Below are 13943 nucleotides of genomic sequence, written 5' to 3' on the forward strand. Positions count from 1 at the left end.
CAACGGTCTCCTTTACTTTGAATTTATAAATTGAATAAGAGAAAGAGGAGAACTAAAACGGTCTCTAAGTTAAGCCTTACTAGACGTATCAGTCCTCTTTTCTCCTAAAAGTTGCATAGAACCAATTGGAATACCAGGTGTTGTAGCACCCAATAAAGGAAATAGTTTTTGCAACATAAATTAACTGTCAATTTTAAAATTATGAAAAATTACAAAGAAGCCATTGGTATCGATGTATCAAAGAAGACTTTGGACGTTAGCTGTCATCTATTGGGCAAGCACAAGGTATTTGCGAACGACATAAGGGGGTATCGTTCCATGTTGTCCTGGGTGGGAAAAGAAGTGAAGGAATCCTTTTTTTACTGTTTTGAGAACACGGGGAACTATTCCTTGAAACTGTCCTGCTATTTAAGTGGGCAAGGTGTTGATTATGTAGAGGAGAATCCGTTGAGGATAAAAAGGTCCCTTGGTCTGGTACGGGAAAAGAGCGACAAGGTGGATTCCCGGCTCATAGCAAGATATGCCTGGTTGTGCAGGGAAGAACTGACCATGAGCGAGGCAAAGAGTTTGGTTTATCAGGAGTTGGGGAGGTTATTGGGCCTTCGTGATCAAATGGTACGCAATAGGGCGGGGCTATTGGGCACCTTAAAGGAGATGGAACATTTGTTGGGGAGTCCATCCACGGATATAGGCTGTATTTGCATTAAGAGGACGATAGCTTCACTTGATAAACAGGTCAAGGCCATTGAGGCCAGAATGGATCAGATACTAAGGGAGGATGAGGAATTGTCGGGCAATTACGGACTGTTGCTTTCTTTACGTGGGATTGGTTTTGTGGTGGCGTGCCAGCTGCTCTATCACACCCAAAACTTCCGGCAATTCGATTCATGGAGAAAATTCTCGAGTTATTGTGGTCTGGCTCCCTATGACCACCAATCCGGTAGTGGTTTGAGAAGGAAGAGACAGTGTCATTGGATCGGGGACAGAAAGATGAAGACTTTGTTGAGTATGGCAGGTATATCGGCAATACAACATGATCCGGAGCTCAGGGCGTACTATAAACGAAAAATAGCGGAAGGGAAGCCTAAGATGCTTGCCTTGAACAATGTCAGGAACAAACTTTTGGCAAGGGCATTCTCAGTAGTAAAAAGAGGAACGCCATATGTGGTTTTACAGCAATACGCGGCTTGACAATAAGATCTAAATAAGTTTGGATTTGATCTTGGAATACGGCTATGATTTCGTTGTGGCTGGCGGCTGGCGAGCGACAGCGTGGGCCGGTGCGATTTTCCAGCGAGCCAGGGCCGCTTTACGAAAGCATTCCCGTGGTTTTTGTTTTCTTAAAAGTAGGGAATTTAGATCAAGGCAGGAGGAAACAATGAATTATAGCCAGTGTTAGCAGCTGGCTTTTTTATTCTGTTCGTTTCCTTAATTCTTTTATCTCATTCTCCAAATCCGATTTTGCTCTTAATCTCCATTCTGTTATTTTTCTCTCAATCTCCGATTCCGTTTCTTTTTCATTTGGTAAAGGTGGTTTTGGAGGTTTTGTAGCAGAAATATTGTCTTCAGGACTATTGAGGCTTCGTGTTAGTCCACAATGATTTATTACAACTTGATTCTCATCGTTGAAATTCCCATAAATCAGCCAATTTCCAGTTTTATCAATTATTGGACCGCACATTTGGTCATATGCTCCAGTATAAACCGTACCGTTTTCTTAGCCTTTAAAAGATTCTACAACTTTAAACTGAAACAAACTATTTATAGGGTCAATTTCTATTACCTCTCCAATGAAGATGCATTCTGAATTTTCAAATTCATAATCTTGAATAGCTTTTAAACTTTTTGGGATTGAGCAAGTGCAAGCAATTATGTTAGTTGATGCTAACATTAAAACCCCGATCAATATTTTGATTGTAAATTTCATTTTAAGCTTGCTGCTAACGGTTCTCGGCTATGATTTCGTTGTGGCTGGCCGGTGCGATTTTCCAGCGAGCCAATGCCGCATTACGAAAGCATTCCCGTGGTTAATAGTTTTCTTAAAAATAGGGAATTTAGTTCAAGGCAGGAGGGAACAATGAATTATAGCCAGTGTTGTACACCGTTTTTATAATTTTTCCATTTCTCCAAATCCATAAGTTCGGTCAGATAAATTTGAATAATAGACATAATTTCCGTTTTCTAGAACGTCAATAATTTTGACATCTATTTTTTGTCCAATTAGGTATTTATGTTCAGGTTTTGAAACTTTTAAGTAGGTCAAAACATAATTGCAAGGTGAAATCCACTCGATTTTAAAAACCAATTTCGAGTCCTTTGTTTTTTCAATTTGCTTTCGTTTCCGTCTTTTGATTTTCACATCTCGATATTCGGGATTTATATACCGATATTTTCCCTTTCCAAATTCGGTGAAACAATTTGAATCCGTTTCAGCCATCGATTCATACTTTGAATTCACAATGGTAAAGGGATAGTCGAAACATTGGTTGCTAAATTTACTTTCAGGTAAAAAGTCAATTCCTTTCCGATATTCTATAATTTGTTGAATAACATCTTTGTTTTTATAAGTCGTTCTTTTTGGAATTTCAGTTACAGATGTTGTTTCTCCGTTTTCTCCAATGCAAATTTGGACATATAGATATTCAACGACTTCTACATCATCCACAAAAAAGTATTGTTGAACTTGTGAAAAAGTCAAAGACGATTGTAAAATTAAAATCAGGAATATAATTTTTCGCATAGGTTTTGGTAAAATGGTGTACAACTTGTTTATATACTGAACTTTCTTGTACATATACTACCTATTTGGATGCTGCGCTAAGTTACTATCAATAGGAAACGATAGCAGCGTTCAAATTACAAAATCAATTTGAATTTTTTCTGAAAGATACCTTTCGCAGGCGCATTGGCCAACAAAATGAAGCTATTACAGGTCCTTCACATAGGTACGCCTACGTTTGATGACCTTGGGGTCAAAATGCTTCCACATTTGCTGTATGGCGATATTGTCCTCCAATTCCGGGGTACGAATACAGTTGACCACCCCACGCTTTTTAAAGGTATGATAGAACTCGTTGAAAATAATGGAAGTAACCCCTTTGTTTTGATACTTCGGATGGATGCCGATCAGATAAAAAATAGCATCCTTGCTATGCTTTCGGGCATGTAACAAATGAAAAATCCCAAATGGGAACAATTTACCGTTCGCCTTTTGCAACGCTTCGGAAAAAGAGGGCATCACAATGGCGAAGGCAACCAGATTATCCTCTGCATCCACCACAAATTTGATGTATTCCGGATTGATGAAGCTGATATATTTCTTTTTGAAATACTCCTTCTGGATATCCGTGATCTTCACAAAAGAGGATAGCTTGGCATAGGTGTCATTAAAAAGGTCGAACATCTTGTCCACCCAGGGCATGATCTCGGAACTCTTTTCAAAGTTCATCTCGCGGAGCCCATAGCGTTTCTTGATCAGTAAATTGGCCTTCGCGAACAGTTTTGGGTCAGCATTGGCGGCTAAGAACTTGCTTTCGCGGTATTCTTTTTCCTTGGTAAAGCCGTGTTGCTCAAAATGTGACTGATAATAGGGGTGGTTGTACCAGGTAACCATGGTTCCAATATGGTCAAAACCTTCGGTAAGTACGCCAACCTTATCCAAATTGGAAAAGCCTACGGGCCCTTCCATATATTCAAGCTGGTGTTCCTTTCCAATCTCACGGACTTTGTCCAACAAGGCTTTGGAAACCTCAAGGTCGTCCACAAAATCGAACCAACCGAACCGCATTTTTTTAAGGCCTTGTTCCTTTACTTCCAACCAGTTGATGATGGCTGCTACGCGTCCCACGATTTTACCGTCTTTGTAGGCCAAAAAGAATTGGGCCTCCGCCGATTTAAAAACAGGGTTTTCGTCCTTGTCAAAAGAAGCCATTTCATCTTTGATGATAGGGGGTACCCAATAGGGGGAATCCTTGTAGAGCGAAAATGGAAATTTCACAAATCGCTTAAGGTCGGATTTGGACTGAACCTGTTTAACGGAAACCATACGTGCAAATTAATGCCCAATATTATGAATATTACTTGCAGTAGAAAAATGAAGTTGATGCAAAACTTAAAAATCTATGGTGCCACCTTTGTTTTTCTTTCGTTTTCTCGATTTTTTTCGGTTGGCGTTCTTTTTGATTTTTCCATTCACACCGGATTGCTGTTCGTTGATAGGAATAAGTTCATCCTTATGAAAGTCCAATCGGTAAGAAAAACCCAGCACCACAAACAATCGGGATGGGTCATTTTTAAAGCCGGAACCCAAATGAAAATCAGCCTGGAAATTCGGATTGATCAAACGGGCAACCCCGGTTCTCAAGATAATATCCGAATAGCGGTCCCCGGAAATGCCTTGTCCTTCAAAAAAGACACTCCATCTAGGATCACGGAAAGAATGGGTAACGGATAGGGCGTAGCGCCATTCCGGAAAATCGGTGGTAATGCGGTCGTAGGCAATATTGGAAATCAACACGAACCTTGGCGAAAGCCTGCTCTGTGTCTGAATACCACCACGGTAGGAGACTGTAGGCTCATTGGGGTAAAATGGATTGTCGCCCAATACAAAATTGGCTCCACCATACACTGATACGGCAGGAATCAGATTTTTCCATTGGAATACATTGTTGGCCCTCCAGCTGTACAAATTCGGTTTGTTGCGTTCCGGATTTTTGAACGGGTCAAAAACCAAATATTTTAAACCTACGCGGTTTCGTGAAAAATTCGTCAGGTTGCCCTCAATGCCCAAATCGGGATACGTGATATTTTGTGTGATGAAAGATCCTTCGGCAATCACTTCCAGTTCCTCAAAAAGCAATCCGTACCTAAACGCATAATCCGCCCCAAAAATGTTGGAGTCGGAATTCAAATCGGCATTGTCTTGCTGTTCGTACAACATTCCCACCTCGGCCTGAATCACGTTTTTACCAACAGCGTAAGCACTCGCGGCCCTTCCGGGTCGGTTGGAATTGATCACATCGGTATATTGCGCAAAAATGAAGGTTGGGAATAGAACGAAAAGAAAAAAAGACTTTTTGATCATGGAAATGTCCATATAACTGGGTTTTTAATACTATTTTAAGATACGTTTGATGGGTTTACGCTACTAACAGTGTAAATTTGATTCAATAACTAAGGTTATATGGTTTTACTACAAACGATTTTAATTGTCATATTAGTATACTACGGGCTCAAATTCCTTATGAAGTGGTTGGCCCCGAAACTACTGAATTATGCAGTGAAGAAGACAAACGAACGTTTTTCACAGCAGTTTGGAAACGCTCAAGATTTTGGCAATGAAGCACCTAAGGAAGGGGAGACCTCCATTTCCAAAAAACCGCCCCGCAAATCCAATCCCTCAAAAAAAGTTGGAGAATACATAGATTTTGAGGAAATTGATTAATATTTGCCGAATCAAAACCTATCCATGAATCTTTCTCCAAAAGCCATTATCACCCATATTTGTGTTATTGCTTTATTTATCCTTGCCTCGCTGGTCTATTTTTATCCAGTTTTGCAAGGAAAAGCCATTTATCAATCCGACATAGCCCAATACAAGGGCATGGCCCAAGAACGTGATGCCTACAAAGATGTAACGGGCGAGGAATCCTACTGGACCAATAGTGCTTTCGGCGGAATGCCCACGTATCAGTTGGGAGCCAATTATCCGCACAACTACGTAAAGGAGCTGGACCGTTTGATTCGGTTTTTGCCACGACCTGCCGATTATCTGTTCTTATATTTGATAGGGTTTTACATACTGCTTTTATGTTTGAAGGTGGATTTTAGATTGGCCGCTCTGGGAGCTATTGCTTTCGGCTTCTCTACCTACATGATCATTATTCTTGGCGTGGGACACAATGCCAAGGCACATGCGCTGGGGTACATTCCCATGGTGTTGGGAGGCATTGTGCTCGTGTTTCGAAAAAAATATATTCTGGGATTCATACTGACCGCATTGGCCATGGCGCTTGAAATCAGTGCCAATCACTACCAAATGACTTATTATTTTATGCTTTTGGTGCTGGTGATGGGTTTGGTGTATCTCATTTATGCCATCAAAGAAAAAGAGCTCAAACATTTCTTCGCTTCGGTGGGTATTTTGGTCGTAGCGGTTGTACTGTCCATCTTTACCAATGCCACAAGTCTTTTGGCCACTAAGGAATATGCGGATTGGAGTACCCGTGGTAAATCAGAACTTACGGTAAACCCAGATGGAAGTGAAAAAGAGATTTCCACAGGGCTGGAGAAAGAATACATAACACAATACAGCTACGGAATCGCAGAATCCCTGAACCTGTTTGCACCCCGACTGTTCGGAGGCTCGGGAGGTGAGGATTTGGGCAAGGATTCCAAAGCCTACGAATATTTGACCAATCAAGGGCTATCGTCCACCAAGGCCATGGAATTTTCGAGCAGTTTGCCTTTATATTGGGGAGATCAACCCATTGTGGCCGCACCTGCCTACGTTGGGGCCATTGTATTTTTCCTGTTTATGTTGGGTGTTTTTCTGGTGGATGGTAAAAAGAAATGGTGGTTGTTATCCGGAGCTATTTTATCGTTAGTGCTCTCTTGGGGTAAAAACTTCCCCTTGCTTACCAATTTTATGATTGATTATTTCCCTCTCTACAACAAATTCAGGGCGGTTTCTTCCATTCAAGTGGTGTTGGAGCTTTGTTTGCCGGTGTTAGGGATTCTTGGAATTCGGGAACTGTTCAAATCATCGGTTGACCAAAAGGAAAAACTAAAAGCATTAAAACTGAGTTTCTTTGTTTCGGTAGGACTTGGCATCGTCATTTTCCTGCTGAAAGGTTTCTTTGACTTTGAGGGTATGCGCGACGAAATGTACCGCGGCTACTTTGGCGATGAATTGATGACCATGATCCAGCGAGATCGTGAAGCGGTCTACGTGAACGACACCATCCGTTCGTTGATTTACGTAGCCTTGGCCGCTGCCGCTTTATGGTTTTTTATCAAAGATAAAATCAACAAAAATATATTGGTCTTCGCTTTGGGTGCCCTGATCCTGTTTGATTTGGTCGGTGTGGACCTCCGATATGTCAATGAGGACGATTTTGTACGTCAGCGTCAAGTAAACGAACCTTTTCAAGCGAATCAGATAGATCAGATGATTCAACAGGATGATTCCATTTTTCGGGTTTTCGACCCACAAGAAGGCTTGAACGGTGCCCGAACTTCTTACTTTCATAAATCTGTGGGCGGGTATCACGCCGCCAAACCTAGGGCACTTCAAAATTTGTTCGAGTACCATCTGTACCAGAACAATCTTCAGGTCATGAACATGTTGAATGTGAAATACGTCATTCAACAAGATGAGGAAGGGAACAGTTATCCTGCTGTAAACCCCGATGCCAACGGTAACGCATGGTTTGTGAATCAGTTGATACCTGTTGCATCTGCCAACGAGGAAATTTTGAAACTCAAGGATTTCAATTCCAAAACCCAAGCGGTGGTCAATACCAAGGAGTATCCAGAATTGACCAAGTTACGGTATTCGGTGGATTCTACCGCAAGCATCGATTTGGTGGAGTATCGTCCCGATTATTTAAAATATAGTGCCAACAATGCCAATGATGGTTTTGCGGTATTCTCCGAAATGCATTACCCATCGGGTTGGAATGCCTTTATTGATGGGGAGCCACAGGAACATTACAAGGTGGATTATGCCCTACGTGGTATGAAAGTACCTGCCGGTCAGCACGAAATCGAGTTCAAATTTGAGCCCGAAGTGGTGGAAACGGGAAGCCAGATTACGTTGGCATCCAATATTCTTTTGGGATTGATTATTGTTGGGGGATTGGGCTTTACCCTGTTCCGCGGTAAAAAGGAAGAATCCTAATGCGAAAAATCTTGGTCATAGCGTACTATTGGCCTCCAGCAGGGGGACCAGGGGTACAGCGTTGGCTTAAGTTCACGAAATACTTACCGGAGTTTGGCTTGGAACCCATCGTTTATGTTCCAGAAAATCCAAGCTATCCCTTGGTGGATGAAAAATTGGTAGCGGAAGTTCCGTCCTCGATCAAAGTCCTGAAACAACCCATAAAAGAACCGTATGCTTGGGCTTCTTTGCTCTCCAAAAAGAAAACGAAGACCATTAGTTCGGGAATCATAAAAGAGAAAAATCCTTCTTTCATAGAAAAGGTGCTGCTTTGGATTCGTGGTAATTTTTTTATTCCCGATGCGCGGAAACTTTGGGTAAGACCATCCATTTCTTACTTGGCAAAAGTGATTGCGGAGGAAGGCATTGAAACCATTATAACCACAGGCCCACCACACAGCCTGCATTTGATCGGGCTTGGCCTTAAAAAGAAGTACCATATTCAATGGATTGCCGATTTTCGGGATCCTTGGACCTCCATAGGTTATCATAAAAAATTACGTTTGACGGAATACGCCAGGTTAAAGCACAAAGCTTTGGAAAAAGGCGTGCTGTTGAAGGCTGACAAAATTGTGGTGACCAGCAACACGACCAAAACTGAATTCGAGGCAATCACTCCAAAACCCATAAAGGTGATCACCAATGGTTTTGATGAAGAATTATCCCCAACGGAACTGGATTCTAAATTTACTGTTTCGCACATAGGCTCCTTGCTAACAGGAAGAAACCCTTTAGGGTTTTGGCAAGCATTACAGGAATTAATTGCAGAAAACGAAGTGTTTGGAAAAGCACTAAAAGTACAATTGGCGGGCGTAGTGGGGGAGGAAGTGCTGCATTCCATTAAAGATTTTGGACTGGATGCTCATGTGGAACAGTTGGGCTACCTCTCACACGATAAGGTCTTGGAAACCCAGCAAAAGTCGCAGGTGCTATTGTTATTGGAAATTGATTCCGAAGAAACACAAGGCATCATCCCAGGAAAATTATTCGAATATTTGAATGCAAAGCGCCCCATTCTGGCCATTGGCCCAAAAGGGTGGGAGGCAGGCGCCATGGTGGAAGAACACCATGCAGGCACGATGTGTTTACATACCGAGGTTGCGCACATAAAAAGAGTACTTTTGAAAGCATTCCACCAATACGAAAACGGTACATTGGTCTGCAATTCGGAAGGTGTGGAGCAATACCATAGAAAAGCATTAACGGAATCTTTGGCTAAATTTATCTAATGGGCGTTGTTCTAAAACAATCCATACAGAATACTGTGGTAACGTATTTAGGGTTCTTTTTTGGGGCCATAAATACATTGTTCCTCTACACCAAAATTTTACCTGATGAATATTATGGACTGGTCACGTTTATTTTGGCATCGGGTGCCATCCTTATGCCTTTAATGGCTTTTGGTGTGCACAACACCATGGTAAAATATTATAGCAACCATCAGGAAGTGGAAAAAGACGGTTTTTTTACGTTGATGTTGTTGATTCCTTTATTGGGGATTTTGCCGGTAGCCTTGGTCGGCTTTATTTGGTACGATTCCATTGGTGATTGGGTGTCACAAGTAAATCCTATGGTAAAGGACTACTTGTGGTATGTCTTTTTTGTGGGATTGGCCATGGGCTATTTTGAGGTATTCTATTCGTGGGCCAAGGTGCATTTAAAGTCCGTTTTCGGAAATTTTATGAAGGAGGTTTTCGCTAGGATAGGGGTATCCATTTTGCTTGTCCTTTTTTATTTTGATGTGATTTCGTTGGATACGTTCTTCAAATGTTTGGTGGGATTGTATTTGTTGCGGACTGTTATTATCAAAATATATGCGTTTACCCTAAGGATGCCCAAATTGGATTTTAAGTTTCCGCCCTTTACCAAGGAAATACTGTCCTATTCCTTCTTGATTATCTTAGGCGGCTCAGCAGCATTGATTTTGCTGGAAATCGATAAGGTCATGCTGAATCAGTTCATCAGTATTGAAAATGTGGCGTACTATGGTGTTTCGGTGTATATTGCCACGGTAATTATCGTGCCCTCCCGTGCCATGCACCAAATTACCTATCCTTTAACGGCGGAGCTGCTGAACACCCATAATGATGCCGGGCTCGATAAATTGTACAAAAAGAGCTCGCTGACCCTGTTTATTGCCTCGGGCATCCTGTTTGTGCTGATTATCCTCAACCTGAACGACTTGTATTTAATGTTGCCGGAGAATTATAGAAATGGTTTTGTTATCGTATTCTTGATCGGCTTGGCCAAAGTGATGGATTCGTTGTTGGGGAACATCAATTCCATTCTGTACAATTCCCACTATTATAAAACGGTTTTGATTTTCGGGGTGTGCTTGGCCGCGTTGACCATTCTCCTGAATTATATATTGATTCCGAAATTTGGTCTTGAGGGTGCCGCATTCGCCAGTTTTGTCTCCATTTTTATCTTCAATTTGGTAAAACTGATTTTTGTGAAGATAAAGTTTGGTATTATGCCCTTTACTGCGGCTACTTTTAAGGTGTTCGCTACCTTGGTGCTGTTGGCTGTTCTTTTTGATTTGGTGCAGTTTCAATTTCATCCCATCATCAATATTGGCCTAAAGTCATTTCTCATTGTGGTCATGTACGTGGGCATTCTGTACCGCTTTAATATTTCTGAAGATGTGACCGGTTTCTTATCCAAATGGCTCAAAAAAAATACCCCGTAGCGAATAAATTCAACTACGGGGTAAACAACTAACCAACCTAAAAAAATCTATCTAATTATTTCTCCTGGAAGAACCTCTAGAACTTCTTGAGGTTCTAGCACTACTTTTTCTAGCACTTGAACTTCTGCTTACGCTAGGTCTAGAACTGCTCTTTCTGCTTACAGAGCTTTTGCGCACGCTTGGCCTAGAGCTTCTGGAAACGGCTTTCCTTGAAGAGCTTCCTCTGCTTACCGTGGACCTACTTGGTGTTCTCGATGTAGTCTGCGGTTTTCTATAGGTACTTTGCGCAGAACGTTTTACGGTTCTACTGCTTGTACGCGGAGTCGCTTTTCTGGCATTGGAACTTCTATTGTTCGAAGCTCTTTGTGCCTTGTTATTGGAAGCCGTTGTTCTTCCAGATCTTGTTACATTATTTGACTTTCTATTATTATTGCTTCTAGAATCCCTGGAAACAACTTTTGGTCCTCTTACGGAATTACTTGAACGGTTTACAGTACTATTTCCTCTTCTTGAAGAATTTTTAGCCACTGTTGCATTGCTTCTTCCGTAATCTGCTCTTCTTGCTCGGTTGTCTCTCACCGAAACTCTTCTATCATTTCTATAGATGTTTTCCCTTCTATATCTATTATTGTTGTTTCTGTACACCTTACCCAATCTGGCATAAGCCCTTCTGGTATTTTGTCTGTAAGGAGCATAATAGGTATATCGGATAGGGCTGTAATACCTTCTATATGGTCTTGCGTATACATTACAGAAACCTACGGCGGGTCTAACAAAATACCTGTGGAATGGTCTGTACACATATCTTCTATTATATATGTTGATATATCCAGTATAGTGACTAAAAACACCACCATTATAGTAAATATTCAATCCACCGACTCTTCGAACCCTACCATTGTTGTACCAGATATCCACGCTACCAATTTGAGATACGCGACCGTAATAGTCATAATAAATAGGGGTGTTCTCAACTTGGATTACGGCACCGTAATCATCGTACTGAACAAAGGGGTTATAGTTGTACCCTGAATTAAAGGTGATGCCAACGTTTCCGATTTGTGCACCAACACCTACATTAACCCTGTTGTCCATATAAAAATCGAACTCACCATCAGGGTATACGGAAAATGTTACACCACCTTCTACAAAGATGAAAGAATTTCCATATCGGTAATTTGTGGCGGTGGCCACTGTATTGGTTGTTTCTGCTTGGATACTTGGTATTCCGAAAACAACCGCTGCTATAATGAGTACTAACTTTTTCATACTACAAGGTTTTAAGTTCTAGATGCAACTATTTACATCCACCCTATAATAAGCAATCAGCGTGCCAAAAATTGTAAAACACTGATTATCAGCATAAAAAAACTAGATAGAACTACTTATTTAATGATAAACATAGATCTTCGGTTCAATTGATGGGCCTCTTTTGAGCAGTTTACTCCATTACTGAAATTGTTGATCAACTGTGATTCTCCATACCCTTTTGAGGATAATCGATCTCTATCGATACCTTTTTCAACCAACCATTCAAGGGTGGATTTTGCCCTTCTCTCGGACAATCGCATGTTGTAGGCATCGTTCCCTCTAGAATCGGTATGGGATTCAATATGAATATTCAATTGTGGGTATTCCTTCATGGCCTCCAATATTTTGGCCAGTTCCACTTCAGCGTCAGGTCTGATGTTGTGCTTGTCAAAATCAAAATAGATAGGTTGTAAATCCAATCTACAGCCAAGGTCATCAACTGGACAATCGGGTGGGGTAAGGGCCAAGTCCACCTGAAGCATCATAGTTCCTTCTGGGGTCATCACAACTTTTTCAAGTGGTTCGTATTCCTTCTCTTCGTTGGAAGCCCTGACTACATATTGTTTTTCACAATCCATATCGTCCTCAAATCGGTAGTTGCCGTTTGCTAGGGTAATTTTTTGGGATATCACTTGATTGTTTTCATCCATTAAATAAACCATTGAACCTTCCAAGGGTTCTCCGGTTTTTGCATTGGTAATAGCACCATAGATGACAGGATTGCAGTTTTCGGTCAAGAGATAGATATCATCTGAACTACTACCGCCTCCCCCGTCTCTATTGGAGGACAGATATCCGATTTTTTCTTTTTCTTTCACGATAAATCCAAAGTCATCTTGATTGGAATTGATGGGTTGTTCCAGATTGGTTACTGCATAAAACCCTTCGGAATTGTTGTGTGAGGCCCTGAAAATGTCCAAACCTCTAAGTCCCACATGGCCATCGCTTGAGAAGAACAATCCGTTTCTATCGCTTATAAATGGAAATGTTTCTCTTTCCGCAGTATTGATGACTGGCCCGAGATTAACCGGTTGGCCATACGTATCGTTTTACAAAATATCTATATACCAAATATCGGATTCGCCCAATGTTCCCTCCATGTTTGAGGAAAATTACAATCTTGTTTCTTCCAGGTTCAGAGCTGGGTGGGCCACAGAGTAGGAGTCATCGTTGAAAGGGAGTTCCTTCACGTTGTCCCAAGTTCCATCGTCGTTTTTGGTGTCGGTTCCATCAACAGGTCCAGGCACCTCGCCACCAAGGAGTTCGTCCTCCAAGGTAATTTCGTTAATGTCAACGCTTCCTGTGTTGGTCAATGTGAAGGTGTACAGAATACTTTCAATACATCCATCGCCATTGATGTCCACGGCTTGTCCGACTTTGATCAAACCAATATCTGCTCCTGAGCAAAATGATAGATCAATGATAGTTGGGACATCCTCCAGTACACTATCATCATCGGATAGGTCTATGGCCATTTGATTCAGTCCTTGAATATCTGCCGATACAATTGCTTGATTCTCAAAAAAGCCATTGTTAATGTCTTCTTGTGTAATATTGTATTGGGCAGTGTAACGCCACACTTCGTTCAAATCAAGGAATCCATCATAGTTGTCATCCCCTTCAAAAGGACCAGCAATTACACCTCCCAATAAAGGGTCATTAAGAACAACATTCCCCAGAATGTTCTCTCCTTCGTTGGTAACTGTAAATTCATATAGTATTAAGTTACATCCTGGGCCTTGTTCTATCCCTTCGATTGCTGCACCTGCTTTAACCACAGCTATATAATCTTTAGATGGACAAGAGGGCAATGATACTGCAGTAGGGTCATTTTCCGATACACTGTCATCATCGGATAAATCAAGAACCAGAGGGTTGGGGTCCCCTTGAATGTTTGCAGTTACAACCGCCTGATTGATAACCTCTTCATTGAACTTATCCAGTATGGTTGTATTATAGGGAACGGTAATAGGTCCATTCTTCACCATCTTCCAGTAAACTGTT

General features: G+C 41.4%; 12 protein-coding genes. 5 read left to right on the top strand and 7 right to left on the bottom strand.

Annotated elements, in window-relative coordinates; all coding sequences use genetic code 11:
* Window positions 1-201 precede the first annotated feature (201 nt).
* Window positions 202-1191, top strand: coding sequence for a transposase (locus EO132_RS03225; RefSeq protein ID WP_127136571.1), 990 nt, complete (start codon window positions 202-204; stop codon window positions 1189-1191).
* 220 nt (window positions 1192-1411) lie between these two features.
* On the opposite strand, the gene EO132_RS03230 is transcribed toward EO132_RS03225, so the two are convergent.
* The 4 genes from EO132_RS03230 to EO132_RS03245 form a co-directional block, all read right to left on the bottom strand.
* Window positions 1412-1681: a hypothetical protein gene (locus tag EO132_RS03230; RefSeq protein ID WP_127136573.1), complete on the bottom strand. Its 270-nt coding sequence runs from the start codon at window positions 1679-1681 to the stop codon at window positions 1412-1414.
* 426 nt (window positions 1682-2107) lie between these two features.
* Window positions 2108-2794, bottom strand: coding sequence for a hypothetical protein (locus EO132_RS03235; RefSeq protein ID WP_235856366.1), 687 nt, complete (start codon window positions 2792-2794; stop codon window positions 2108-2110).
* Window positions 2795-2926: 132 nt separating this feature from the next.
* Complete coding sequence (locus EO132_RS03240) at window positions 2927-4045, bottom strand: GTP cyclohydrolase (RefSeq protein ID WP_127136574.1); 1119 nt, start codon at window positions 4043-4045, stop codon at window positions 2927-2929.
* 66 nt (window positions 4046-4111) lie between these two features.
* Window positions 4112-5095: a transporter gene (locus EO132_RS03245; RefSeq protein WP_127136575.1), complete on the bottom strand. Its 984-nt coding sequence runs from the start codon at window positions 5093-5095 to the stop codon at window positions 4112-4114.
* A gap of 87 nt (window positions 5096-5182) precedes the next feature.
* On the opposite strand from EO132_RS03245, the gene EO132_RS03250 reads away from it, so the two are divergent.
* From EO132_RS03250 to EO132_RS03265, 4 genes are read left to right on the top strand one after another with little or no spacing between them, the layout of a single operon-like run.
* The gene (locus tag EO132_RS03250; RefSeq protein ID WP_127136576.1) at window positions 5183-5443 is read left to right on the top strand and encodes a DUF4834 family protein; all 261 of its coding nucleotides are present in this window, start codon (window positions 5183-5185) and stop codon (window positions 5441-5443) included.
* A gap of 24 nt (window positions 5444-5467) precedes the next feature.
* A complete protein-coding gene (locus EO132_RS03255) occupies window positions 5468-7900 on the top strand; it encodes a YfhO family protein (RefSeq protein ID WP_127136577.1) in 2433 nt (810 codons plus the stop codon).
* Window positions 7900-9168 (top strand): glycosyltransferase, encoded by a 1269-nt coding sequence (locus tag EO132_RS03260; RefSeq protein WP_127136578.1) that lies wholly within the window; start codon window positions 7900-7902, stop codon window positions 9166-9168. The genes EO132_RS03255 and EO132_RS03260 overlap by 1 nt, the downstream gene beginning before the upstream one ends.
* Window positions 9168-10628 (top strand): lipopolysaccharide biosynthesis protein, encoded by a 1461-nt coding sequence (locus tag EO132_RS03265; protein WP_127136579.1) that lies wholly within the window; start codon window positions 9168-9170, stop codon window positions 10626-10628. Before EO132_RS03260 ends, EO132_RS03265 begins: the two co-directional genes overlap by 1 nt.
* Window positions 10629-10679: 51 nt before the next feature.
* On the opposite strand, the gene EO132_RS03270 is transcribed toward EO132_RS03265, so the two are convergent.
* The 3 genes from EO132_RS03270 to EO132_RS19520 all read right to left on the bottom strand — a co-directional run bounded on the left by EO132_RS03270 (window position 10680) and on the right by EO132_RS19520 (window position 13927).
* Window positions 10680-11897 carry a hypothetical protein gene (locus tag EO132_RS03270; protein WP_127136580.1) on the bottom strand — a complete coding sequence of 406 codons (1218 nt, stop codon included), beginning with the start codon at window positions 11895-11897 and terminating at the stop codon, window positions 10680-10682.
* 116 nt (window positions 11898-12013) lie between these two features.
* Window positions 12014-12874: an OmpA family protein gene (locus tag EO132_RS03275; protein ID WP_235856367.1), complete on the bottom strand. Its 861-nt coding sequence runs from the start codon at window positions 12872-12874 to the stop codon at window positions 12014-12016.
* A gap of 177 nt (window positions 12875-13051) precedes the next feature.
* A complete protein-coding gene (locus tag EO132_RS19520; RefSeq protein WP_235856368.1) occupies window positions 13052-13927 on the bottom strand; it encodes a DUF7507 domain-containing protein in 876 nt (291 codons plus the stop codon).
* Window positions 13928-13943 lie beyond the last annotated feature (16 nt).

The sequence above is a fragment of the Flagellimonas oceanensis genome (assembly GCF_003992595.1).
In the GTDB taxonomy this organism is placed as follows: Bacteria; Bacteroidota; Bacteroidia; order Flavobacteriales; family Flavobacteriaceae; genus Flagellimonas; species Flagellimonas oceanensis.

Coding starts and splice junctions, on each gene's coding strand:
- EO132_RS03225 (WP_127136571.1), top strand. CDS start 202: ATGAAAAATTACAAAGAAGCCATTGGTATCGATGTATCAAAGAAGACT.
- EO132_RS03230 (WP_127136573.1), bottom strand. CDS start 1,681: ATGTGCGGTCCAATAATTGATAAAACTGGAAATTGGCTGATTTATGGG.
- EO132_RS03235 (WP_235856366.1), bottom strand. CDS start 2,794: ATGTACAAGAAAGTTCAGTATATAAACAAGTTGTACACCATTTTACCA.
- EO132_RS03240 (WP_127136574.1), bottom strand. CDS start 4,045: ATGGTTTCCGTTAAACAGGTTCAGTCCAAATCCGACCTTAAGCGATTT.
- EO132_RS03245 (WP_127136575.1), bottom strand. CDS start 5,095: ATGGACATTTCCATGATCAAAAAGTCTTTTTTTCTTTTCGTTCTATTC.
- EO132_RS03250 (WP_127136576.1), top strand. CDS start 5,183: ATGGTTTTACTACAAACGATTTTAATTGTCATATTAGTATACTACGGG.
- EO132_RS03255 (WP_127136577.1), top strand. CDS start 5,468: ATGAATCTTTCTCCAAAAGCCATTATCACCCATATTTGTGTTATTGCT.
- EO132_RS03260 (WP_127136578.1), top strand. CDS start 7,900: ATGCGAAAAATCTTGGTCATAGCGTACTATTGGCCTCCAGCAGGGGGA.
- EO132_RS03265 (WP_127136579.1), top strand. CDS start 9,168: ATGGGCGTTGTTCTAAAACAATCCATACAGAATACTGTGGTAACGTAT.
- EO132_RS03270 (WP_127136580.1), bottom strand. CDS start 11,897: ATGAAAAAGTTAGTACTCATTATAGCAGCGGTTGTTTTCGGAATACCA.
- EO132_RS19520 (WP_235856368.1), bottom strand. CDS start 13,927: ATGGTGAAGAATGGACCTATTACCGTTCCCTATAATACAACCATACTG.